Raw genomic sequence first — 20,395 nt, 5'->3', positions numbered from 1 at the left:
TTCCTCCTCTGTTCGTCACCGATGAACATGTTCCTCGGCTACTGCTGACACATGGTGCAACACCCTGCACCCTTGCGACCTTCCCGAAGTGCCCCGGGGGGACCGAGGTCACACCGGTTCCGACAAGTGTGCCTTGATCCCAGGGTGCCACGTCAACGATCACTTCTGCACAACGGTCTGATCACCACCCGTTGATGTACGGGTGGTGACCAAACGGACACGTAATGTTGACTGAACGTCTTAGTCCAGGTAGTCGCGCAGAACCTGGGACCGCGACGGATGCCGCAACTTCGACATCGTCTTGGACTCGATCTGGCGGATCCGCTCGCGGGTCACGCCGTAGACCTGACCGATCTCGTCCAGCGTGCGCGGCTGACCGTCGGTCAGGCCGAACCGCAGCCGGACGACGCCCGCCTCGCGCTCGGAGAGCGTCTGCAGCACCTGCTGGAGCTGGTCCTGCAGCAGCGAGAACGACACCGCGTCGACCGCGACGACCGCCTCGGAGTCCTCGATGAAGTCACCGAGCTGGCTGTCGCCCTCGTCACCGATCGTCTGGTCCAGCGAGATGGGCTCACGCGCGTACTGCTGGATCTCCAGCACCTTCTCGGGCGTGATGTCCATTTCCTTGGCCAGCTCCTCCGGGGTGGGCTCACGGCCCAGGTCCTGGAGCAGCTCACGCTGGATGCGGCCGAGCTTGTTGATGACCTCGACCATGTGCACCGGGATGCGGATGGTGCGGGCCTGGTCGGCCATCGCGCGGGTGATGGCCTGGCGGATCCACCACGTCGCGTACGTCGAGAACTTGTAGCCCTTGGTGTAGTCGAACTTCTCGACGGCGCGGATCAGGCCCAGGTTGCCCTCCTGGATCAGGTCCAGGAAGGCCATGCCGCGGCCGGTGTAACGCTTGGCGAGGGAGACCACGAGCCGCAGGTTCGCCTCGAGCAGGTGGTTCTTCGCCCGGTCGCCGTCCCGGTTGATCCACTTGAGGTCGCGCTCGAAGTTGCGCTCGAGCGCCTCCTCACCCTCCTCGGCGGCGCGCAGGCGCTCGGCGGCGTAGAGGCCGGCCTCGATCCGCTTGGCGAGCTCGACCTCCTGCTCCGCGTTGAGCAGCGGAACCTTGCCGATCTGCTTGAGGTAGGCGCGGACCGAGTCGGCCGAGGCAGTCAGCTCCGCGTCGCGGCGGGCCTGCTTGAGGGCCTCGGACTCCTCGTCGTCCCACTCGAAGTCGCCGTCGGTGGCCGAGCTGGCGGCGTCGGCGGCGGCGGCCGCGACCACGGCAGCCGGCTCCTCGACGACCACGTCCTCGATCTCGGCGGCGAGCTCCTCGGGGTCGATCTCCTCGCCCTCGGGGCCCTCCTCGCCGGGCTTGGCGGCCTTGGCCGGCCCGGCCTTGGCGGTGGCCGCGGCCTTCTTGCCGGGCACGGCCTTGGCGGCCGCCGCGGTGGCCTTGCGGACCGGGGCGGGCTTGCCGGCCGCGTCCGACGCCGGGGCGGCCTGTTTCGGGGCGGGCGTGGTCTTCTTCACCGGGGCGGCCTTGGCGGTGGTCGCCTTCGACGCCGGGGTGGCTGAGCGGGCCGCAGAGACCTTCGGGCGGCGGGTGCTGGCCGAGCCGTCGACCACGACGGTGATGCCGGCGTCGACGAGACCGCGCAGGATCTTCTTGGCCTGGGCCGGGTTGACGGCGGCGGACTCCAGCGTGTGCGCGACCTGGGCCGACGTGAGCTGCCCGCCCGCACCCTGAGCATGGGTGATCAAAGCCTCGGTGAGAGAGCGAACGTCGGCACCGTTCTGGTGGGCTTCTGTCACGAATGACCTTCCGGAGGCGATGAGTTTGGGCACGGCCATGGTCCAGCGCAGCACGCGGGGGCGAGTCTCGCCGGAGTCGATTTGGGAGCCCTCGGGTCACGAACCAGCCCCCCTGTGCGTGTCTGATGAAGCACAGTGAGTGTCCGTGAAGCGTGGGCAGGGGTGAATTGTAGCGCCGTCTTACGAGATCCTCCCCCCGCAGCACGCCGCCGGGGGCCGACGACCTCGTCGCCAGACGCTCCGGGCGAGAATCGTATCGGCGGAAAGGACTCAAACGTGAGCGAGATTTCTCCGGGCTCGTCGCCCGAGGAGCTGTTGTCGATCGCCGTCCGGGTGGCCCGGGACGCGGCGGACACCGCGCGCCGGATGCGTGACGAGGCGATCGGCGACGTGCAGACCAAGAGCACCGACACGGACGTCGTGACCGCGGCGGACAAGGCTGTCGAGCGTCAGGTGGCAGAGGCGTTGCTGGCCGGGCGGCCGGGCGACACGGTGCTCGGTGAGGAGTACGGCGGCGCTCAGGACGCCGCGCCGGGCGCTGTCCGCTGGATCCTCGACCCGATCGACGGCACGGTCAATTACCTCTACGGCCTCCCGCAGTACGCCGTCTCCCTGGCGGCCGAGGTCGGCGGCGAGGTGGTGGCCGGTGTGGTGCGCAACGCCGCGACCGGCGACGAGTGGACCGCGACCCGGGGCGGCGGCGCGTGGCGGGACGGGCGGCGGCTGGCCTGCTCCACCGAGACGTCACTGGGTCAGGCGCTGATCGGCACCGGTTTCGGCTACGACCCTCGCCGGCGGGCGCATCAGGCCCGGGTCTTCACCCAGTTGATCACCCGGGTGCGGGACATCCGCCGCTTCGGCGCGGCGTCCCTCGACCTCTGCCTGACCGCGGAGGGCAAGCTCGACGCGTACTACGAGAAAGGTCTCAATCTGTGGGACCATGCGGCGGGTGGGCTGATCGCGGCGGAGGCCGGGATGGTCGTCACCGGGCTGAACGGCGCACCGGCGGGGCCCACGATGGTCCTGGTCGCGCCGCCCGCGCTGCATCAGGAGCTGCACGACCTGCTGGTCGGGGTGGACGCGGCGGGCGGGCCGTAAAAGCCGCTCAGCGGCCCTCTGAGGGGCGGGAGCGGCCCTGAATCACGGCGGGCGGCCCGCTGAGGGGCGGGAACGGCCCGGGATCACGGCGGGCCGCCCGTACCCCTCAATCGTCCTGGGGCTTCTCGGTGGCCGGCTTGAGGCAGGCGCCGGGCGGGACGGTCGGCTCGCCGATCTCGACCAGCGACTGGTTGACCTCGGTGGTGGTGGCCAGCGACTGGAACTTGCTTCCGATCACGATCTCGACCACCGCGCCCTTACGCTTGGCGTTGTAGACCATGTCCGACTGGGCGAGGAAGTAAGCCTGGACGAGCTGGGCCTTGCCGACCGCGTCCGGGCCGAAACGGATCTCCGCGACACCCTTGAACTTCGTCTTGCTGACACCGGGGTCCTGCACGCCGAACCGCCGGTTCTTGAACTCCGTGGACACACTGTCCGCCAGACCCTGCTGGGCGGTGCCGTTGAGAACCTTGAGCGTCACCTCGGCGGGATCGTCCGGCAGCTGGACGTCAGCGAGCGGGGCGCCGTCGGGGCAGTCGGCGCCGCTCGCTATGTCGCTCTGCTTGTCACGGACCAGCGCGACGACGACGAAGACGATCGCGGCCACGGCGAGCACGCCGACGACGACAAGCGCACGGACGCGCGCAAAGCTCATAGGGTTGGCTCCAGGATCGGACGGGGTTGGCTCAGGATCGAACAGGGTTGACTCAGGATCGAAGGTAGGTCCCGGTGCGGTAGGTCCCGGTGCGGTCGCCGGGCCTGCCGAGAGGTTAACGTCTGTCCGTCAAGTGCGCGGAAACAGGGAATGCTTCCGGCGTGCCGACGATGATCCAGAGGCTGGTACCCCTACTTTGATGTCGCCTCAGTCACATCGGGAACAATGTGCCGCCAGTGGGCGTACAACTCTGCCGCAACAGCGGTAAGGTTCCGCGCTCGCCAGGCCGGTGCTCGATGTTTGAGCGATTGTCAGAAATCGTCTGGCGGAACCGGGAACCGAAACCATGCCCTTGGCGTTACTAACGCCAAGTGACACATCGATACAGGAGAGTGAAGACCGATGGCCACCGACTACGACGCCCCGCGTCGCGATGAGGTCGACCTCGGCGAGGACAGCCTCGAGGAGCTGAAGTCCCGTCGTGCTGACTCCCAGTCCGGTTCGGTGGACGTGGACGAGGTCGAGGTGGCGGAGAGCTTCGAGCTGCCCGGCGCCGACCTCGCCGACGAGGAGCTGACCGTCAAGGTCCTGCCGATGCAGACCGACGAGTTCCGATGCTCGCGGTGCTTCCTCGTGCACCACCGCAGCCAGCTGGCGACCGAACGGAACGGGGAGCTGATCTGCCGCGAGTGCGCCTGATCCGGGCGCGCTCGCGCGCGAATCATCACCACACGGGGATGGGCACGGGGGTTTGACCCTGATGCGGAACCGGGCACTGTACCGGTGACGACGACGGGGAGGACGACGATGAGTGAACCGGACCGCGTGATCGGCTCCGAGCCGCCCGCGATCGGCGCCGACCCGCAGGAGACACCCGCCGAGGCCGCCACCGACGAGGACCTGGGCCGCACCGTCGCGGCCCTCACGGCCGACGACCTCGAGCCGTCCGGTCGCCGGCGCCTGCTCGGCCGGCTGGTCGGCGACGTGCGCCGTCGTGGCGTGGGGCAACTGTTCAAGCCGAGGGCAGCCCTGCGCTGGATGGCCGACGTGGTCGCCGACGTGGCCCCGCACATCCCGGTGCGTTCCGCGGAGACGCTGCGCCGCCACTTCCCGGGAATGGACGACGACGCCCTCGCGGACCGCCTGATCCGGAACGCCGCCCGGGCGACGGCCGGGGTGGGCGCGGCCGGCGGCGGTGTCGCCGCCGTCGAGTGGGCCGCGGCGCCGACCCTGCTCTCCGCCCCGGTGCTGCTCTCCGCCGAGACGATCGCCGTCGTCGCGATCGAGATGAAGCTGATGGGCGAGCTGCACGAGGTCTATGGCACGCCGGTCCCCGGCAACGGCACCGAGCGGGCCTTCGCCCTGATCCAGGCCTGGGCCGGCCGGCGCGGGATCAACCCGCTGGTGCCCGGGACGGGCGTGGGCAACGTGCTGGGCACCGCCGCGCGCGGCGAGCTGCAGAAGATGCTGTTGCGCCGCTTCGGGCGCAACCTCACCTCGATGGGGCCGATGCTGACCGGCGCCGCTGTCGCCGGTTACCTGAACCGGCGGGCGACCCGCTCGGTCGGCGAGAAGGTGCGCGACGACCTGCGCAAACGAGCGCTCAAGAAGCCCGAGCGGCGCGCTCTCGACGACTGACCTCGAGCAGCGTGGTGGCCAGCTCGACCGGCCGCCGCGTGCTGACCACCCAGAACGGCGTCGGGTCGGCCGGATCGTCGAGGAGCACCTGCACCGCCGTGCCGATCCACGGGCGCTGGACGACGAAGGAGTGCGGGTGCGCGCCGACGCCCAGCGCCTCACGCTTGCCGGCCGCGTCCAGAGCGACCACGCCGGAGATCACCGAGACCGGCAGACGCGCGTCGTCGACCAGGAACTCCCCATCCTGTACGGCGACACGCAGCCGCCCGAGCGGGAGGATCAGCAGCAGGGAGAGCGGCAGCAGCACCACGTACGGCAACCAGGCGGGGAGGCCGGGCACGCCCAGGGTCAGCTCGGTGGCCACGATCGCGCCGGTCACGAGGCTCAGCGGCCACGCCCACCACGGAAGGCCGAGGCGTTCCCGATAGTTGTGCGCGGTGCGGTCCGCGGGCTCGGGTGTCACCCTCGAAGGGTACGGCGTGCCTTCGCTACGGGGCGCGGCAGGATGGCAGGGTAGGCACCGACTCAGGCCGTACCGATGTGAGGAAGTTTTCTTGACCGACGTAGTCATCGAGGTCCGGCGGCTCGACCCGGATCTGCCGCTGCCGGCCTACGCGCACCCGGGCGACGCCGGCGCCGACCTGGTCGCCGCGGAGGACGCGGAGATCGCCCCGGGGGCCTGGGCCAAGGTCCGTACGGGCATCGCGGTCGCCATCCCGGAGGGACACGTCGGACTGGTCCACCCCCGTTCCGGACTGGCCGCTCGACTGGGCGTGACGGTGCTCAACGCGCCCGGTACGGTCGACGCCGGTTACCGTGGCGAGATCCTCGTCAATCTGATCAACCACGACCGGGAACGGACCGTGAAGATCTCCCGTGGTGACCGGATCGCCCAGTTCGTCGTCCAGCGGGTGGAGCGGGCGGTGTTCCACGCTGTGGACACCCTCGGCGACACCTCGCGAGGCGCGGGCGGGCACGGTTCGACCGGCGGCCACCAGGCCCTCTGAACCCTGAAACGTAGGAAAGGCTGGCAGTGATGTTCTCCCGTAAGCGCGGTGGCGCCAAGCACGTACGCGCGGCCGACGCGCCGCCCTCCACGGCGCTCGCCCAGAGCCTGGCGGCCGACGGGGACGCCCCGGCGCCCGAGTTCGGCCCGTGGGACGTCAAGCACGCCCCGGGCGACGTGCAGCGGCTCGACCTGGGCAGCCTGCAGATCCCGGCGATCGAGGGCGTCGAGGTGCGGGTGCAGGCGAACCCGGACGGCGGTATCGAACAGGTCGTCCTGGTGGACGGCGAGAGCGCCCTGCAGCTCGGGGTGTTCGCGGCGCCGCGGACCGAGGGCATCTGGGACGAGGTGCGCGAGGAGATCGCCACCGCGATGGGCTCCGACGGGGTTCAGCCCCGCGAGGTCACCGGGCGGTACGGGACCGAGCTGATCGCCCGGGTGAACACCCCGGACGGCCCGGCCGACGTGCGGTTCGTCGGCGTCGACGGCCCGCGCTGGATGGTCCGGGCGCTGTTCCAGGGCGCGGCGGCGGCCGACCCGTCCGCCGAGGGCGTGCTCGGCGTGGCGCTGGAGGGCCTGGTCGTGGTCCGGGACGACGAGCCGCGGCCGGTCCGTGAGCCGCTGCCGCTGCGACTGCCCAAGGAAATGGCCGAGCAGAACCCCGCACAGCAGGTTTGACCCCCGATCGGGTTACCGTGAAGTCATGACCACCGACGAGCGCACCGGCCTGCGCCGGTTCCTTGACCGGCTGACCGCGACGGATTCCGAGCTCGACGCTCAGGAACTGCAGCGTGACGTGGCCAAGTGCGGCGCCATGCCCGCCGGCCAGTGCCGGCGGGGTCAGGTCGTTTCGGTGTCCGGGCGACTGCGCACCGTGGCGTACACTCCTCGCACCAACCTGCCCACCCTGGAGGCCGACCTCTGGGACGGCAGTGACGTGGTCACGCTGGTCTTCCTGGGCCGCCGGTCGATCGCCGGCATCGAGCCCGGGCGCCAGCTCACCGCGCGGGGCCGGGTCGCCATCCGCGACGACCGCAAGGTCATCTACAACCCGTACTACGAGCTGGAGGCGCCGCGGTGACACCCGGCAACGAGCCGCGCCACGTGGCGCACGAAACCGTCGAGGAGCGGCTCGCCGAGGACGTCGTCGAGGAGCTGGACCTGCATCCGGTCCCTCAGGACGACGGGGAGGAGCCGCTCCCGCCGCTCAGCGAGCAGATCGCGGAGCAGCTCGGCGGGGTGCGCGGGCTGATCGAGTCCAGCGTCCCGGTGCTCGCGTTCGTGCTCTTCAACGTGCTGTTCGGCGAGTCGGTGATCGGTCTGGAGAAGCGCACCGCGCTGCTCTGGGCGATCATCGGCTCGGTCGGCTCGGCGGTCGCCATCGGCGCCGTCCGGCTGGCCCGCAAGCAGCCCGTCCGGCACGCGGTGAACGGGCTGTTCGGCATCGCGCTCGGCGCCTGGCTGGCCTGGCGCAGCGGCGACGCGAAGAACTTCTACCTGCCCGGCATCCTGCTCACCTTCGGGCAGGCCGCGGTGCTGCTGATCTCGGTGGCGTTCCGCAAGCCGCTGATCGGTTACGCCTGGGGCATCATGGCCAACAAGGGCCGGCAGGACTGGTTCGGCAACAGCCGGCTGTTCCGCGCCTTCCAGTGGCTCACCCTGCTCTGGGTGGTGTCGCTGGCCCTGCGCGCCGGCATCCAGTTCTACCTGTGGAAGCTCGGCGAGGCGAACGCGCTGGGGGTCGTCCGGATCCTGATCAGCTGGCCGATCTACGCCGCGACGTTCGCCTTCACCGCCTGGATCATCCACCGCATCACCTCCACCCAGAAGACGGGCGAGGAAGCGGTCTAGGCAGTTTCCTGGTCCGGCGGGGTGCTGCCCAGCACCACCGCGCGGACCTGGTCCTCGACCTCGGCGGTGCACACGAAGATCAGCTCGTCGCCCGCCTCCAGCGGGTCGTCCGGCGTCGGCACCACCACGCGCTTGCCGCGCAGGATGGCGACCAGCGCGGCGTCCCGCGGCATCGGCACCGAGCGCAGCGGCTTGCCCTCGTACGGCGCGTTCCGCGGCAGGGTGATCTCCACCAGGTTCGCCTCACCCTGCCGGAACGTCATCAACCGGACCAGGTCGCCGACCGTCACGGCCTCCTCGACCAGGGCGGCCATCAGGCGCGGCTTGCTGACCGAGACGTCGACGCCCCACTGCTCGGTGAAGAGCCACTCGTTCTCCGCGCGGTTCACCCGGGCCACCACCCGGCCGACCGCGAACTCGGTCTTGGCCAGCAGTGAGACCACCAGGTTCGCCTTGTCGTCACCGGTCGCGGCGACCACCACGTCGCACGACGCGACATCGGCCTGCTCCAGGCTGCTCACCTCGCAGGCGTCGGCCAGGATCCACTGCGCCTGGGGCACCCGCTCCGGGCAGAGCTGGCGGGGCTGCCGCTCGATCAGCATCACCTCGTGACCGTTGCCGATCAGTTCCTGAGCGATGGAGCGGCCCACGTTGCCGGCTCCCGCGATGGCGATGCGCATGTCAGTGCCCCTCGTTCCCGGCGCGCCCGGCGATGTCCATGACCCTGCCCACGGTCTCGTCGGTGACCAGCATGAACACCTGGTCACCGTCCTGCAGCACGGTGGACGGCTGAGCGAGCGCGCCCACCCCGAAACGCATCAGGTACGCCACGCGGGCGCCGGTCCCGTCCTCCAGCGACTTCACCGGCCGGCCGACCCAGTCGGAGTGCAGCGGCACCTCGATGATGCTGACCACGCTCGTCGGGTCGCGGAAGACCTCGTTGTGGCTCTCGGGCACCAGGAAACGGAACATCCGGTCGGCGGCCCAGCGGATCGTGGCGATCGTCGGGATGCCGAGACGCTCGTACACCTGGGCGCGTTTGGCGTCGTAGATGCGGGCGACCACGCGGGAGACGCCGAACGTCTCGCGGGCCAGCCGGGCCGAGATGATGTTGGAGTTGTCCCCGCTGGAGACCGCGGCGAAGGCATCCGCACGCTCGATGCCGGCCGCCCGCAGCACGTCCCGGTCGAAGCCGATGCCGTTCACCGTGATGCCGCCGAAGTTCGGGCCCAGCCGCCGGAACGCGTCGGCGTTCTGATCGATCACGGCCACCTGGTGGCCGCGCCCGTCGAGGCTCTGTGCCAGCGTGGAGCCGAGCCGGCCGCACCCCATGATGACCACGTGCACGCTTCGTGCCCTCCCCGATCGCCAACCGTCGAAGATGAGCGTCCCATGCCGCTCTGGCGCACGGTGTCCGGGGCGGGCAACGGGCCCGGGCGTGCGGCCGTACCCTTGGCAACCGTGGCAAGTACCACCTCCCTAGCCAAGCGGCTGCTCCTCGGCCGGCCGTTCCGCTCGGACAAGCTCCAGCACACGCTGTTGCCCAAGCGGATCGCCCTGCCGGTGTTCGCGAGCGACGCTCTCTCCAGCGTGGCCTACGCGCCGGACGAGATCCTGCTGACCCTGTCGATCGCCGGGGCCAGCGCCTTCGCGATCTCCCCCTGGGTGACGCTCGCGGTCGCGGTGGTGATGGTGACCGTCGTCGCCAGCTACCGGCAGAACGTGCACGCCTACCCCTCCGGCGGTGGCGACTACGAGGTGGCCACGGTCAACATCGGCCCCCGCGCCGGGCTCGGCGTGGCCAGCGCGCTGCTCGTCGACTACATCCTCACGGTCGCCGTGTCGATCTCGTCCGGGGTCAGCAACCTCGCCTCGGTGCTGCCGTGGGACTCGATCGGCACCCACAAGGTGGAGATCGCGGTCGGGGCGGTGCTGCTGCTCACCGCGCTCAACCTGCGCGGCCTGCGCGAGTCGGGCACCGCGTTCGCCGTGCCGACGTACCTCTTCATCGTCGTCATGGTCGGGATGATCCTGACCGGTCTGTTCCGGGTGTTCGTGCTCGGCACCGACCTGCGGGCGCCCAGCGCCGGGCTGACGATCACCGCCGAGGAGAGCCACCTCACCAGCTTCGCCTTCGTGTTCCTGCTGTTGCGGACGTTCTCCTCCGGCTGCGCCGCGCTGACCGGGGTCGAGGCGATCTCCAACGGCGTGCCCGCGTTCAAGCCGCCGAAGAGCAAGAACGCGGCGACCACGCTGCTGCTGCTCGGCGGCATCGCGATCGTGATGCTGTTCGGGATCATCGCGCTGGCGAGGCTGACCCACCTGCAGTACGTCGAGGATCCCACCACGCAGATCCTGGCCGGCCCCGTGGCGTACGAGCAGAAGACCGTGACCGCGCAGCTCGCGGAGACCGTTTTCGGACATGGCTCGTGGCTGGTCGTCCTGGTCGGCGGGATCACCGCGCTGATCCTCTTCCTCGCCGCGAACACCGCGTTCAACGGCTTCCCGGTGCTCGGCTCGATCCTCGCGCAGGACCGTTACCTGCCCCGGCAGTTCCACACCCGGGGCGACCGGCTGGCGTTCAGCAACGGCATCGTCTTCCTGGCCGGCGCCGCGATCGTGCTGATCGTGGCGTTCCAGGCGGAGACCACCCGGCTGATCCAGCTCTACATCGTCGGCGTCTTCGTGTCGTTCACGCTGTCCCAGGGCGGCATGATCCGGCACTGGAACCGGCTGCTCAAGATCCAGCGCGACCCCGAGCGACGGCGGCGGATGATCCGCTCCCGGGCTATCAACGCGTTCGGCATGGGCCTGACCGGCGCGGTCCTGATCGTCGTGCTGATCACCAAGTTCCTGCTCGGCGCGTGGATCGCGATCGCCGCGATGGTCGTGATCTACGGCCTGATGCTGGCCATCCACAAGCACTACACCCGGGTCGCCGAAGAGCTGCAGCCCACCGAGGAGCGGCCGGTCCTGCCGTCCCGCAACCACGCGGTCATCCTGGTCAGCAAGGTGCACCAGCCGACCCTGCGGGCCGCCGCCTACGCCCAGGCGACCCGGCCGGACACGATCACCGCGGTGACCGTGAACGTCGACGACAAGGACACCCGCGCCATCCAGACCGAGTGGGAGCGGCGCGAGCTGCCGGTCCCGCTGACCGTCATCGACTCGCCGTACCGGGAGATCACCAAGCCGATCATCGACTACGTCAAGAGCGTGCGCCGCGCGTCGCCGCGTGACGTGGTGACGGTCTTCGTCCCGGAGTACGTGGTCGGCCGCTGGTGGGAGAATCTGCTGCACAACCAGAGCGCGCTGCGGATCAAGGGACGGCTGCTGTTCGAGCCCGGGGTGATGGTCACCAGTGTTCCGTGGCAGCTGCGGTCCAGCCAGGATCGCGACCTCGACCGGCTCGACCGGGGACTGAGCCGGGCGCCGGCGCGGGGACCCCGGTTCCACCCGGTGGAGGCGCGGACCGACCCTGACCAGAATGACAACGAGGATTCGTGACTTCCGCTGACTTTCCCGCCTCGCCCGATTCGTCGTCCTCGCCGTTTTCTCCGGTGAACGACGCCGGGGAGCGGCCGGCCGTACCGCCGCAAGCCTCTGACCTTCCGGTTCCTCGCGAAGAGGACCTCGTCGAAGGGGACCGGATCGAGCTGACGATCGGCGCTCCGGCGCACGGCGGGCACTGCGTCGCCCGGTTCGGCGGCCAGCACGGCCGCGTCGTCTTCGTCCGTCACGCCCTGCCCGGCGAACGCGTCACCGCGCAGATCACCGAACGGCACCGCGGATACCTGCGCGCCGACGCGATCGAGATCCACGAGGCGTCACCGGACCGCGTCGAGGCGCCCTGCCGCTACGCCCACCCGGGCGGCTGTGGAGGCTGCGACCTGCAACACGTCCACGCCGACGCGCAGTTGCGCTGGAAGACGCAGGTGGTCCGGGAACAGCTCGGCCGGCTGGCGGGCCTCACCCCCGAAGATCAGGACAAGGTTTTCGTACGCACGGAGCCCCTCCCCGGCGGTCTCCTGAACTGGCGGACCCGGGTGCGGTACGCCGTGGACGCGCTCGGCCGTCCCGGCCTGCTCCAGCACCGGTCGCACGAGGTCGTCCCGATCGATCGCTGCCTCATCGCGCACCCCGCCATCCAGGAACTCGACCTGCTGTCACGTACCTGGCCCGAATCCGCCGCGCTGCAAGCCGTCGCCGCGGGCAACGGCGACGTCGTCGCGTTCGAACGCCCCGCCGGAACGACAGGCTCCGCCGGCGGCGACCCCACCGACGAACCGGGCGGGGCCGGGCTCGTCCGGCTCACCGGCCCGGCCCAGATCACCGAAGTCGTCGGCGACCGCACGTGGGAGACGTCACCGGAAACCTTCTGGCAGGTGCACCCGGAAGCCGCGGCCACACTGACCGCCGCGGTGCTGCAGATGTTGCGGCCCGCCGAAGGCGAAGTCTCCTGGGACCTGTACGGCGGAGCCGGCCTCTTCGCCGCCGCCCTCGCCACAGCCACCGGGGCACGGACCACTGTCGTCGAGTCCTCCACGGCCGGCGTCACCGCGGCCCGGGCCAACCTGGTCGACCTGCCCCACGTCGAAGTCGTGCAGGCCGCGGTCGAAACAGCCCTGAGCCGCCGCCGGATCACCGCCCCCGTCGACCTGATCGTGCTCGACCCGCCACGCGCCGGGGCGGGCGCCCGGGTCGTCCGCGGGATCGTGGCCGCCTCGCCGCGGGCAGTGGCCTATGTGGCGTGCGACCCGGCGGCGCTGGCGCGGGACGTGAAGACGTTCCGGTCGCTCGGCTGGGAACTGGCGGAGTTGCGGGCCTTCGACTGCTTCCCGATGACGCAGCATGTGGAATGCGTGGCGTTGCTGCTGCCGGCGTAGGTCCCGGGGCTGCCGAGTTATCCACATTGTTGGGCTGTCCACAGGGCCTCACCACGATCTTGCCCACTACGGGACAATGGCATCGGGGTCGCCCCCGAGGAGGGTGGGGGCTGTTTTGTTGGCGTTCCGAGCTGCGGTTGCTCGAGTTTGTGCAGGTCACGGCTTTGACTGCTCGGCTGATTTGCCTCCGTTCAAAGCCCTCTGTTCGCTCACCGGCGACCTTGCTCCCCTGCGGACTGTGCTCCGCGGCGTGATCGCCCTCGGCTGGCGCTCACGGTTGGAACGTGGGCCCGGATGCAGCCGTGAGTGCCAGCTCGGCCGGCTCGGCTGGTGCTGAGGGTTCCAAAACGGGCTCGAAACAACCCTCAGCGCCAGCTCGAACGAGTCGGCTGGTGCTGACGGTCGGATTCCGGGCCGGGAACCCGCCGGCAGGCTGGGCGCGGCCGTTCTCTGGCTGGCGTGGCTAGCCAGCTCGACGGGGCTGCTGGCTGGGCATGACCCGCCCGCAAGCTGCATGTCCGCAAGCTGCATGTCCCGCTGGCTGCGCGTGGACCCGCAGGTTGGATGGACCAACCGGCTGAACGCGGCTGCTGGCGGAGCGTGGCACGTGCTGGGCGAGGGTTGCTGGCTGGGCATGGCGCACGGGTTGGGCGTAAACCCGTGGCCCGCTGGGTGGGCGGGTCCGCTGGCGGTGCGGGGCGAGACTGGGCGGGTCAGCTGGCCGGGCTGGGCGGGCTCCAGGCTGGGCGGGCTGTGGCTGGGCAGCTGCGGTCCGAAGCTGAACGCGGACGGGGCTGACCGCCCGCCGGCTCAGAGCTGCGCGCGATAGTCGGCGGCGACTTTCATCAAGTGGTCGAGGGCATCCCTCGTACGGACCAAATCCTCGATGTGTGCCGAGAGCCGATCCCGTTCCTGGGCCATCCGGGTCATCGCCGCGTCGGAGTTCTCCTGGCTGGGAGCTTCGACGCAGGGGAGCAGCTCGGCGATGGTGCGACTGGAGAGCCCGGCCGCGTAGAGCCGCTGGATGAAGCCGACCCGCTCGACCTCGTAGTCGGTGTAGTGCCGCTGGCCGCTGGGACTGCGCACGCTGCTGAGCAGGCCCTGCTCCTCGTAGTAGCGGACGGAGCGGACGCTCACGCCGGCCCGTGCCGCGAGATCCCCGATGCGCATACCGCCTCCTGTGACGCAGCTTTCACAGCTTGCCTCTGACGTCAATGTCAGGTTTTAGCTTAGCCCCCTCAGCAGGAACGGACAACGGAGGACCTGACATGACCGACTTGTTCAGCGGTTTCCGGCTCGGTGCGCTGAGCCTGCCCAACCGGGTCGTGATGGCGCCGATGACCAGGGTGCGTGCTGCGGCCGGTGGGCTGGCGACGGCGTCGATGGCGACGTACTACGCGCAGCGGGCCACGGCCGGGCTGATCGTCAGCGAGGGGGTGCAGCCGAGCCTGATCGGGCAGTCGAACCCCGGCACGCCGGGGTTGCACACCGACGAGCAGGTCGCCTCCTGGCGGGCGGTGACCGGTGCCGTGCACACCAACGGCGGACGGATCTTCGCGCAGCTGATGCACGGTGGGCGGGTGTCACATCCGGACACGACCGGGCATCAGCCGGTGGGGCCGTCGGCGGTCCCGGCGACCGGGGACGTCTTCACGCCGACCGGGCCGCAGCCGGCGCCGGTGCCCCGGGAACTGCCGACGGGTGAGGTGGCCGAGCACGCCGGAGCCTATGGCGCGGCCGGCCGGCGGGCGATCGAGGCCGGCTTCGACGGGGTGGAGCTGCACGGGGCGAACGGCTACCTGATCTCGCAGTTCCTCAGCTCCAACGCGAACCTGCGGACCGACGGGTACGGCGGCTCGATCGCCGGACGGATCCGGTTCGCCGTGGAGGCGGTCGAGGCCACCGTGGACGCGGTCGGCGCCGAGCGGACCGGGATCCGGCTCTCTCCGAGCGGCGGGTTCTGGGGGATCGAGGAGCGCGACGTGCCCGAGCTGTACGCGGCTCTGCTGCGGGAGCTCGGCAGGATCGGCATCGCGTACGTCCATCTGGAAGCGACAGCCGGCCACGAGGTGCTGACCGCCCTGCGTCGCGCCTGGCCCGGAGCGCTGATCATGAACCCGGTGCTGCCGATGGGACCGAAGCAGACCGGGCCCACCGAGGCGCGGGAGTGGCTCGGACTCGGGGCGGATCTGATCAGTTTCGGCCGCGCGTTCATCGCGAACCCGGATCTGGTGGAGCGGCTGCGCCTCGGTGCGCCGCTGGCGCCGGTCGACGAGGCGACGTACTACCAGGGCGGGGACGCGGGCTACCTGACGTACCCCACGTATCAGCACGGCGCCTGAGATCCGGGCAGGGCTCGCGCGGCCGACCCCCGGGAAGGGACTGCCGCGCGAGCCGCCCGCGGGCTACGGGTTGGCGCGCTCCGCCGCCACCACCGCGTTCCGGAACAGCATCGCGACAGTGGTCGGCCCGACGCCGCCGACCCGGGGCGTGATCGCCCCGGCCACCTCGGCGCAGGACTCGTCGACGTCCGGAAGCAGACGGCGCCCCTCGTAGCGCACGCCCGCCCCGATCACGGTGGCGCCGGGCTTGACGTGTTCCGGCTGGATGATCCCGGGAACGCCGGCCGCTGCGATCAGGATCTCGGCCCGCTGCGTGTACCGGGGCCAGTCCTTCACCCCGGTGTGCACGACGGTCACGGCGGCGTTCGCGGTCGGCCGCTTCTGCGCCAGCAGCATCGCGAGCGGCCGGCCGAGCGTCGCGCCGCGACCGAGAATGACCACCTCACGCCCGGAGATCTCGATCCCGTGGTGGGCGAGCAGCGCCTCGATGCCGGCCGGCGTGCAGGGCAGCGGCCCGGGCAGCCCGACGGCGAGCCGGCCCATGTTGAGCGGGTGCATCCCGTCGACGTCCTTGTCCGGGTCGAGGGTCTGCAGCGCCGCGTCGTAGTCCAGGTGGGCCGGGATCGGGTACTGAATCAGCACCCCGTGCACATTCTTGTCGTCGTTGAAGCCGGCGATCACCTTGAGCAGGTCCGCCTGGGTGACGTCGCCGCTGAGGTGCTCGTGCGGCGACGCGAAACCGAGCTCGGCGGCCTGCTTCTGCTTGATCCGGATGTATCCGGCGCTGGCGTCGTCGTCGCCGACCAGGATCGTGGCGAGGCTCGGCTGGACGCCACGGGCCTTGAGCTTGGCGACCCGCTCACGGACGTCGGCCAGGACGGCCTCGGCGACGGGCGCGCCGGGCAGGAGGCGCGCGGTGTTCTCGCTGGTCATATCTCTGCTCCTCGGCCGGGAGCCCAGGCGGTCGACTCCCGTGAACGAGCTCCCCGATGGTTCGACCATCCCCGAGCCGCCAGTCGCTGCTTGCCCTCCAGGATGCCCGACGCGACCGCCCGCCGAGCGATCGGGGTCCGGACCGATCAAGATCGAATTCAAGATCATCAAGTTCAAGATCTTCATGTCCCAGGTCCGCTGTGGTCGCCCTTCGCTGCTCCCGCGGGGACCCTTGCGGGCTTCGCAGGGCCGTGGCCGGCCCAGAACGCGAAACCCACAAGGGCGATCTCCATGGATGGGCACGGTTACAAGGACCCACGCGAGCCCGCGCCCGTGCCGGGAGGCTCCGCGGCTCACCCCCGCCGGCTGGTGCTCACGGTCGTCATTCGGGCCTCATGACGACCGTGAGCACCAGCCGAAGGTCGCGAGGTCCGGCGGTGGTCCGGGTGGCGGCGCGCCGCGAGGTTCCGGCTGGTGCTCATGGGCGTTATTCGGCCCGAATAACGCCCATGAGCACCAGCCGGCGAGGTGGCGGCGCGCTGCTCCCGGGCGTCAGGCGGTGCCGTCGGAGTGGTGTCGGCGGGCGGTGCCGGCCGTGGTGGTGCCGGCACGCTGTGCAAGTGGGCGGTGCGCGCGGGGGAGGCGGGCGAGTGGGGCCGGTGGGCGGGGTCGGCGGAAGGCGTGGGACCGGCGAAGGGTGAGGCCGGCGGGCAGGGGGTCAGTGGAGGGGTGGTCAGGTGGGCTCGGCGGAGCGGGCCGGGGACGGTCCTTGGCCGGAGGTGGTCACCGCGGCGGGGGAGCTGTCCCCGTGCGGGTCGTCGTTGAAGCTGGCCTCGTCGAACGGCGCCTCCCCGGTCAGCACCCGCGCCGCCTGCTCGCGGTCGATCTCCCGGGTCCATGTGCCGACCAGGACGGTCGCGACAGCGTTGCCGGCGAAGTTGGTCAGGGCCCGCGCCTCGGACATCAGCCGGTCGATCCCGACGATCAGCCCGACGCCGGGGACGAGGTCGGGCCGGTGGCTCTGCAAGCCGCCGGCGAGGGTGGCCAGGCCTGCTCCGGTGACCCCGGCCGCGCCCTTGGACGCCACGATCATGAAGAGCAGCAGCCCGATCTGCTGGCCGATGGAGAGCGGCTGGTCGAGCGCGTCCGCGATGAACAGCGACGCCATGGTGAGGTAGATCGCGGTCCCGTCCAGGTTGAACGAGTACCCGGTCGGGACGACGATCCCGACCACCGGCCGGCTCACGCCCAGGTGGCCCATCTTGGCGATCAGCCGGGGCAGCGCCGACTCGGACGACGACGTCGACAGGATCAGCAGGAACTCGCGGGCCAGGTACCGGAGCAGCCGGAAGATCGACATCCCGGCGACGAGCCGCAGCAGCAGCCCGAGCACCACGAACACGAAGATTGCGCAGGTGACGTAGAACCCGACCATGATCGCGGCCAGGCTCTTCAGCGCGTCGAAGCCGGTCGCGCCGACGAGCGCGGCCATCGCCCCGAACGCCCCGATCGGCGCGAGCCACATGATCATGGCCAGGATCTTGAAGACCACCCGCTGGGCCAGGGCGACCGCGGCGATCACCGGCTCGCCGCGCTCGCCGAGCGACTGCACCGCGAACCCGACCAGCAGCGCCACCAGCAGTGTCTGCAGCACCTGGGTGCTGGTCAGCGCGGAGATCAGGGTGTCCGGGATGATCCCGAGCACGAAGTCCACGCCGCCCTCGGCGGTCTTGCTCACCTGGGCCGTGCCCGTCTTGGCCACCTCCTGGCTCAGGTGCAGGCCCGAGCCGGGGTGCAGGATGTTGCCGACGACGAGCCCGATCGCCAGCGCGACGGTCGACATGATCAGGAAGTAGCCGAGCGCCAGCCCGCCGACCCGGCCGACCTGGGCCGCGCGCCGGATCGAACCGACCCCGAGCACCAGGGTGCAGAAGATCACCGGGGCGATCATCATCCGGATCAGGTTGACGAACCCGGTGCCGAGCGGCTTCAACTCGACCGCGAAGTCCGGGAAGGCGAAGCCCACCGCGATCCCGAGGGCCATCGCGACGAGCACGGCGAGGTAGAGATAGGCGCTGCGGTCCCGGCGGCGGGACGGCTGGGCATCGACAGACATGAGCACCGCTTACCCATACCTGTGAAGCAAATCACATGCATCCGCCGGTTCGGGGATTGTGGAGGTGCTGTGGAGGATGGCGGCCTGTCCGTTTGCTCCAGGTCGCGCCCGCGCGTCACCCCGATAGACTCGTGCCTCATGAGCGACTCCCCCTCGACCCCGGCCGGCCTGCTGACGAGCGTCACCGACCCCGGTGCCCTCAAGCGACTGACCGCTGAGCAGCTGACCCTGCTCGCGGCCGAGATCCGTGACTTCCTGGTGGCCAAGGTGTCGAAGACCGGGGGGCACCTCGGTCCGAACCTGGGCGTCGTCGAGATGACCCTCGCGCTGCACCGGGTCTTCGACTCGCCGCGCGACAAGATCCTCTTCGACACCGGCCACCAGGCGTATGTGCACAAGATCGTCACCGGCCGCCAGGAGGGCTTCGACCTGCTGCGCCGCCGCGGCGGCCTGACGGGTTACCCGAGCCAGGCCGAGAGCGAGCACGACCTCGTGGAGAACTCGCACGCCTCCACCGCGCTCTCCTACGCCGACGGCCTGGCCAAGGCGTTCGCGCTGCGCGGCGAGGACCGGCACGTGGTGGCGGTGGTCGGCGACGGCGCGCTGACCGGCGGCATGTGCTGGGAGGCGCTCAACAACATCGCGGCCACGAAGAACAAGCTGGTCATCGTGGTCAACGACAACGGCCGGTCGTACGCGCCGACGATCGGCGGCCTGGCCGACCACCTCTCCACCCTGCGGCTCAACCCGGGCTACGAGAAGGTGCTCGACCTGGTCAAGGACGCGCTCGGCCAGACCCCGGTGGTCGGCAAGCCGGTCTTCGAGGTGCTGCACGCGGTCAAGCGCGGCATCAAGGACGCGGTCAGCCCGCAGCCGATGTTCGAGGATCTGGGCCTGAAGTACATCGGGCCGGTCGACGGCCACGACCAGCAGGCGATGGAGTCCGCGCTGCGCCGGGCGAAGGGTTTCAACGCCCCGGTCATCGTGCACGCGGTCACCCGCAAGGGCTACGGCTACCGTCCCGCCGAGCAGGACGAGGCCGACCGCCTGCACGGCCCCAGCAGCGCCTTCGACGTGGAGACCGGCAAGCTGCTGGCCGCCTCGTCGCTGAAGTGGACCAAGGTCTTCGCCGACGAGCTGGTGTCGATCGCAGACGAGCGCCCAGACATCGTCGGCATCACGGCCGCCATGGCGGAGCCGACCGGCATCGCCACGCTGGCGAAGAAGTATCCCGAGCGGGCCTATGACGTGGGCATCGCCGAGCAGCACGCGGCGACCAGCGCGGCCGGCCTGGCGATGGGCGGGCTGCACCCGGTCGTCGCGGTCTACGCCACGTTCCTGAACCGTGCCTTCGACCAGGTCCTGCTGGACGTGGCGATGCACAAGCTGCCGGTCACGTTCGTGCTGGACCGGGCCGGCATCACCGGGCCGGACGGGCCGAGCCACTACGGCATCTGGGACATGAGCGTCTTCGGCGCCGTGCCCGGCCTGCGGATCGCGGCGCCGCGTGACGCCGCCACCCTGCGCGAGGAGCTGCGCGAGGCGGTCGCGGTCGGCGACGGCCCGACGATCCTGCGCTTCCCGACCGGCGCGGTCGCCCCGGACACCCCGGCCGTGCGCCGGGTCGGCCCGGTCGACGTGCTGCGCGAGTCGGAGCGCAAGGACATCCTGCTGGTCGCGGTCGGCTCGTTCGCGGGCCTGGGCCTGGAGACCGCCGAGCGCCTGGCCGAGCAGGGTTACGGCGTGACCGTCGCAGACCCGCGCTGGGTCCGCCCGGTCCCGGCCGAGCTGACCGCCCTGGCCGCCGGGCACCGGCTGGTGGTGACCTGTGAGGACGGCATCCGTGCCGGTGGGGTCGGCGACGCGGTGGCCGCCGCGCTGCGCGACGCCGGGGTGCACGTGCCGCTGCGCGACTTCGGGGTGCCGGCCGGTTTCCACCCGCACGGCACCCGCGCGGAGATCCTCACCTCGCTGGGCCTGACCGCGCAGGACATCGCGCGGGACGTGACCGAGCGGATGTCCCGGCTCGACGCCGGCAGCTCCGTCGAGGAGCCCGCGCTCTGA

19 protein-coding genes and 1 riboswitch are annotated in these 20,395 nt (G+C 70.7%); of the genes, 11 read left to right on the top strand and 8 right to left on the bottom strand.

Going from position 1 to position 20,395, the window contains the following annotated elements:
• Nucleotides 1-240: 240 nt before the first annotated feature.
• Nucleotides 241-1,806, bottom strand: a complete 1,566-nt coding sequence (locus Acy02nite_RS26165; protein ID WP_203745072.1) for an RNA polymerase sigma factor — start codon at nucleotides 1,804-1,806, stop codon at nucleotides 241-243.
• Between the two features lie 276 nt (nucleotides 1,807-2,082).
• On the opposite strand from Acy02nite_RS26165, the gene Acy02nite_RS26160 reads away from it, so the two are divergent.
• The gene (locus Acy02nite_RS26160; protein WP_203745070.1) at nucleotides 2,083-2,904 is read left to right on the top strand and encodes an inositol monophosphatase family protein; all 822 of its coding nucleotides are present in this window, start codon (nucleotides 2,083-2,085) and stop codon (nucleotides 2,902-2,904) included.
• Nucleotides 2,905-3,010: 106 nt separating this feature from the next.
• Here Acy02nite_RS26160 and Acy02nite_RS26155 read toward each other — a convergent pair whose 3' ends face one another.
• Complete coding sequence (locus Acy02nite_RS26155) at nucleotides 3,011-3,559, bottom strand: LytR C-terminal domain-containing protein (RefSeq protein ID WP_203745068.1); 549 nt, start codon at nucleotides 3,557-3,559, stop codon at nucleotides 3,011-3,013.
• A 402-nt stretch (nucleotides 3,560-3,961) separates the two neighbouring features.
• On the opposite strand from Acy02nite_RS26155, the gene Acy02nite_RS26150 reads away from it, so the two are divergent.
• Nucleotides 3,962-4,258 carry a DUF4193 domain-containing protein gene (locus Acy02nite_RS26150; protein WP_067689470.1) on the top strand — a complete coding sequence of 99 codons (297 nt, stop codon included), beginning with the start codon at nucleotides 3,962-3,964 and terminating at the stop codon, nucleotides 4,256-4,258.
• Between the two features lie 108 nt (nucleotides 4,259-4,366).
• The gene (locus Acy02nite_RS26145) at nucleotides 4,367-5,197 is read left to right on the top strand and encodes a hypothetical protein (protein WP_239175218.1); all 831 of its coding nucleotides are present in this window, start codon (nucleotides 4,367-4,369) and stop codon (nucleotides 5,195-5,197) included.
• On the opposite strand, the gene Acy02nite_RS26140 is transcribed toward Acy02nite_RS26145, so the two are convergent.
• On the bottom strand, nucleotides 5,163-5,660 hold the full coding sequence (locus Acy02nite_RS26140) for a DUF3093 domain-containing protein (RefSeq protein WP_239175217.1): 498 nt from the start codon (nucleotides 5,658-5,660) through the stop codon (nucleotides 5,163-5,165). The genes Acy02nite_RS26145 and Acy02nite_RS26140 overlap by 35 nt on opposite strands.
• A 91-nt stretch (nucleotides 5,661-5,751) precedes the next feature.
• Between Acy02nite_RS26140 and dut the strand changes: the two genes are divergently transcribed.
• From dut to Acy02nite_RS26120, 4 genes are read left to right on the top strand one after another with little or no spacing between them, the layout of a single operon-like run.
• Nucleotides 5,752-6,204, top strand: coding sequence for a dUTP diphosphatase (dut, locus tag Acy02nite_RS26135; protein ID WP_203745064.1), 453 nt, complete (start codon nucleotides 5,752-5,754; stop codon nucleotides 6,202-6,204).
• A 29-nt stretch (nucleotides 6,205-6,233) separates the two neighbouring features.
• On the top strand, nucleotides 6,234-6,881 hold the full coding sequence (locus Acy02nite_RS26130) for a DUF3710 domain-containing protein (protein ID WP_203745062.1): 648 nt from the start codon (nucleotides 6,234-6,236) through the stop codon (nucleotides 6,879-6,881).
• 25 nt (nucleotides 6,882-6,906) lie between these two features.
• Nucleotides 6,907-7,284: an OB-fold nucleic acid binding domain-containing protein gene (locus tag Acy02nite_RS26125; RefSeq protein ID WP_203745060.1), complete on the top strand. Its 378-nt coding sequence runs from the start codon at nucleotides 6,907-6,909 to the stop codon at nucleotides 7,282-7,284.
• On the top strand, nucleotides 7,281-8,054 hold the full coding sequence (locus Acy02nite_RS26120) for a DUF3159 domain-containing protein (protein ID WP_203745058.1): 774 nt from the start codon (nucleotides 7,281-7,283) through the stop codon (nucleotides 8,052-8,054). Before Acy02nite_RS26125 ends, Acy02nite_RS26120 begins: the two co-directional genes overlap by 4 nt.
• Here the strand turns inward: Acy02nite_RS26120 and Acy02nite_RS26115 are convergent.
• Entirely contained in the window at nucleotides 8,051-8,734 is a 684-nt protein-coding gene (locus Acy02nite_RS26115; RefSeq protein WP_203745056.1) for a potassium channel family protein, read from the bottom strand. The two genes, Acy02nite_RS26120 and Acy02nite_RS26115, sit on opposite strands and share 4 nt — an antisense overlap.
• A gap of 1 nt (nucleotide 8,735) precedes the next feature.
• A complete protein-coding gene (locus tag Acy02nite_RS26110; RefSeq protein WP_203745054.1) occupies nucleotides 8,736-9,401 on the bottom strand; it encodes a potassium channel family protein in 666 nt (221 codons plus the stop codon).
• Nucleotides 9,402-9,515: 114 nt separating this feature from the next.
• Here Acy02nite_RS26110 and Acy02nite_RS26105 point away from each other — a divergent pair, with 114 nt between their 5' ends.
• Together Acy02nite_RS26105 and Acy02nite_RS26100 are read left to right on the top strand one after the other, a co-directional pair.
• Nucleotides 9,516-11,561 (top strand): APC family permease, encoded by a 2,046-nt coding sequence (locus Acy02nite_RS26105; RefSeq protein WP_239175216.1) that lies wholly within the window; start codon nucleotides 9,516-9,518, stop codon nucleotides 11,559-11,561.
• A 143-nt stretch (nucleotides 11,562-11,704) separates the two neighbouring features.
• Nucleotides 11,705-12,940: a class I SAM-dependent RNA methyltransferase gene (locus Acy02nite_RS26100; RefSeq protein WP_239175232.1), complete on the top strand. Its 1,236-nt coding sequence runs from the start codon at nucleotides 11,705-11,707 to the stop codon at nucleotides 12,938-12,940.
• An 810-nt stretch (nucleotides 12,941-13,750) separates the two neighbouring features.
• Here the strand turns inward: Acy02nite_RS26100 and Acy02nite_RS26095 are convergent.
• Entirely contained in the window at nucleotides 13,751-14,110 is a 360-nt protein-coding gene (locus Acy02nite_RS26095) for a MerR family transcriptional regulator (protein ID WP_203745052.1), read from the bottom strand.
• A 98-nt stretch (nucleotides 14,111-14,208) separates the two neighbouring features.
• Here Acy02nite_RS26095 and Acy02nite_RS26090 point away from each other — a divergent pair, with 98 nt between their 5' ends.
• Nucleotides 14,209-15,282 (top strand): alkene reductase, encoded by a 1,074-nt coding sequence (locus Acy02nite_RS26090; RefSeq protein ID WP_203745050.1) that lies wholly within the window; start codon nucleotides 14,209-14,211, stop codon nucleotides 15,280-15,282.
• 63 nt (nucleotides 15,283-15,345) lie between these two features.
• On the opposite strand, the gene Acy02nite_RS26085 is transcribed toward Acy02nite_RS26090, so the two are convergent.
• Both Acy02nite_RS26085 and Acy02nite_RS26080 read right to left on the bottom strand, forming a co-directional pair.
• Nucleotides 15,346-16,215: a bifunctional 5,10-methylenetetrahydrofolate dehydrogenase/5,10-methenyltetrahydrofolate cyclohydrolase gene (locus tag Acy02nite_RS26085; RefSeq protein WP_203745048.1), complete on the bottom strand. Its 870-nt coding sequence runs from the start codon at nucleotides 16,213-16,215 to the stop codon at nucleotides 15,346-15,348.
• Nucleotides 16,216-16,229: 14 nt separating this feature from the next.
• Nucleotides 16,230-16,312, bottom strand: a riboswitch (ZMP/ZTP riboswitch).
• 636 nt (nucleotides 16,313-16,948) lie between these two features.
• Entirely contained in the window at nucleotides 16,949-18,331 is a 1,383-nt protein-coding gene (locus tag Acy02nite_RS26080; protein ID WP_203745046.1) for a cation:dicarboxylate symporter family transporter, read from the bottom strand.
• A gap of 138 nt (nucleotides 18,332-18,469) precedes the next feature.
• Here Acy02nite_RS26080 and dxs point away from each other — a divergent pair, with 138 nt between their 5' ends.
• Nucleotides 18,470-20,395: a 1-deoxy-D-xylulose-5-phosphate synthase gene (gene dxs, locus Acy02nite_RS26075; RefSeq protein WP_239175215.1), complete on the top strand. Its 1,926-nt coding sequence runs from the start codon at nucleotides 18,470-18,472 to the stop codon at nucleotides 20,393-20,395.

Source organism: Actinoplanes cyaneus (assembly GCF_016862095.1).
GTDB classification, from domain to species: Bacteria; Actinomycetota; Actinomycetes; order Mycobacteriales; family Micromonosporaceae; genus Actinoplanes; species Actinoplanes cyaneus.
Note: the sequence above shows the minus strand (reverse complement) of the source record. Positions and strands in the feature narration are given on the sequence as shown.

What these genes read in the sequence shown, in the direction of transcription:
- Acy02nite_RS26145 (WP_239175218.1), top strand. Translation starts at nt 4,367, where the DNA reads ATGAGTGAACCGGACCGCGTGATCGGCTCCGAGCCGCCCGCGATCGGC.
- Acy02nite_RS26085 (WP_203745048.1), bottom strand. Translation starts at nt 16,215, where the DNA reads ATGACCAGCGAGAACACCGCGCGCCTCCTGCCCGGCGCGCCCGTCGCC.
- Acy02nite_RS26115 (WP_203745056.1), bottom strand. Translation starts at nt 8,734, where the DNA reads ATGCGCATCGCCATCGCGGGAGCCGGCAACGTGGGCCGCTCCATCGCT.
- dxs (WP_239175215.1), top strand. Translation starts at nt 18,470, where the DNA reads ATGAGCGACTCCCCCTCGACCCCGGCCGGCCTGCTGACGAGCGTCACC.
- Acy02nite_RS26130 (WP_203745062.1), top strand. Translation starts at nt 6,234, where the DNA reads ATGTTCTCCCGTAAGCGCGGTGGCGCCAAGCACGTACGCGCGGCCGAC.
- Acy02nite_RS26080 (WP_203745046.1), bottom strand. Translation starts at nt 18,331, where the DNA reads ATGTCTGTCGATGCCCAGCCGTCCCGCCGCCGGGACCGCAGCGCCTAT.
- Acy02nite_RS26150 (WP_067689470.1), top strand. Translation starts at nt 3,962, where the DNA reads ATGGCCACCGACTACGACGCCCCGCGTCGCGATGAGGTCGACCTCGGC.
- Acy02nite_RS26155 (WP_203745068.1), bottom strand. Translation starts at nt 3,559, where the DNA reads ATGAGCTTTGCGCGCGTCCGTGCGCTTGTCGTCGTCGGCGTGCTCGCC.
- Acy02nite_RS26090 (WP_203745050.1), top strand. Translation starts at nt 14,209, where the DNA reads ATGACCGACTTGTTCAGCGGTTTCCGGCTCGGTGCGCTGAGCCTGCCC.
- Acy02nite_RS26095 (WP_203745052.1), bottom strand. Translation starts at nt 14,110, where the DNA reads ATGCGCATCGGGGATCTCGCGGCACGGGCCGGCGTGAGCGTCCGCTCC.
- Acy02nite_RS26125 (WP_203745060.1), top strand. Translation starts at nt 6,907, where the DNA reads ATGACCACCGACGAGCGCACCGGCCTGCGCCGGTTCCTTGACCGGCTG.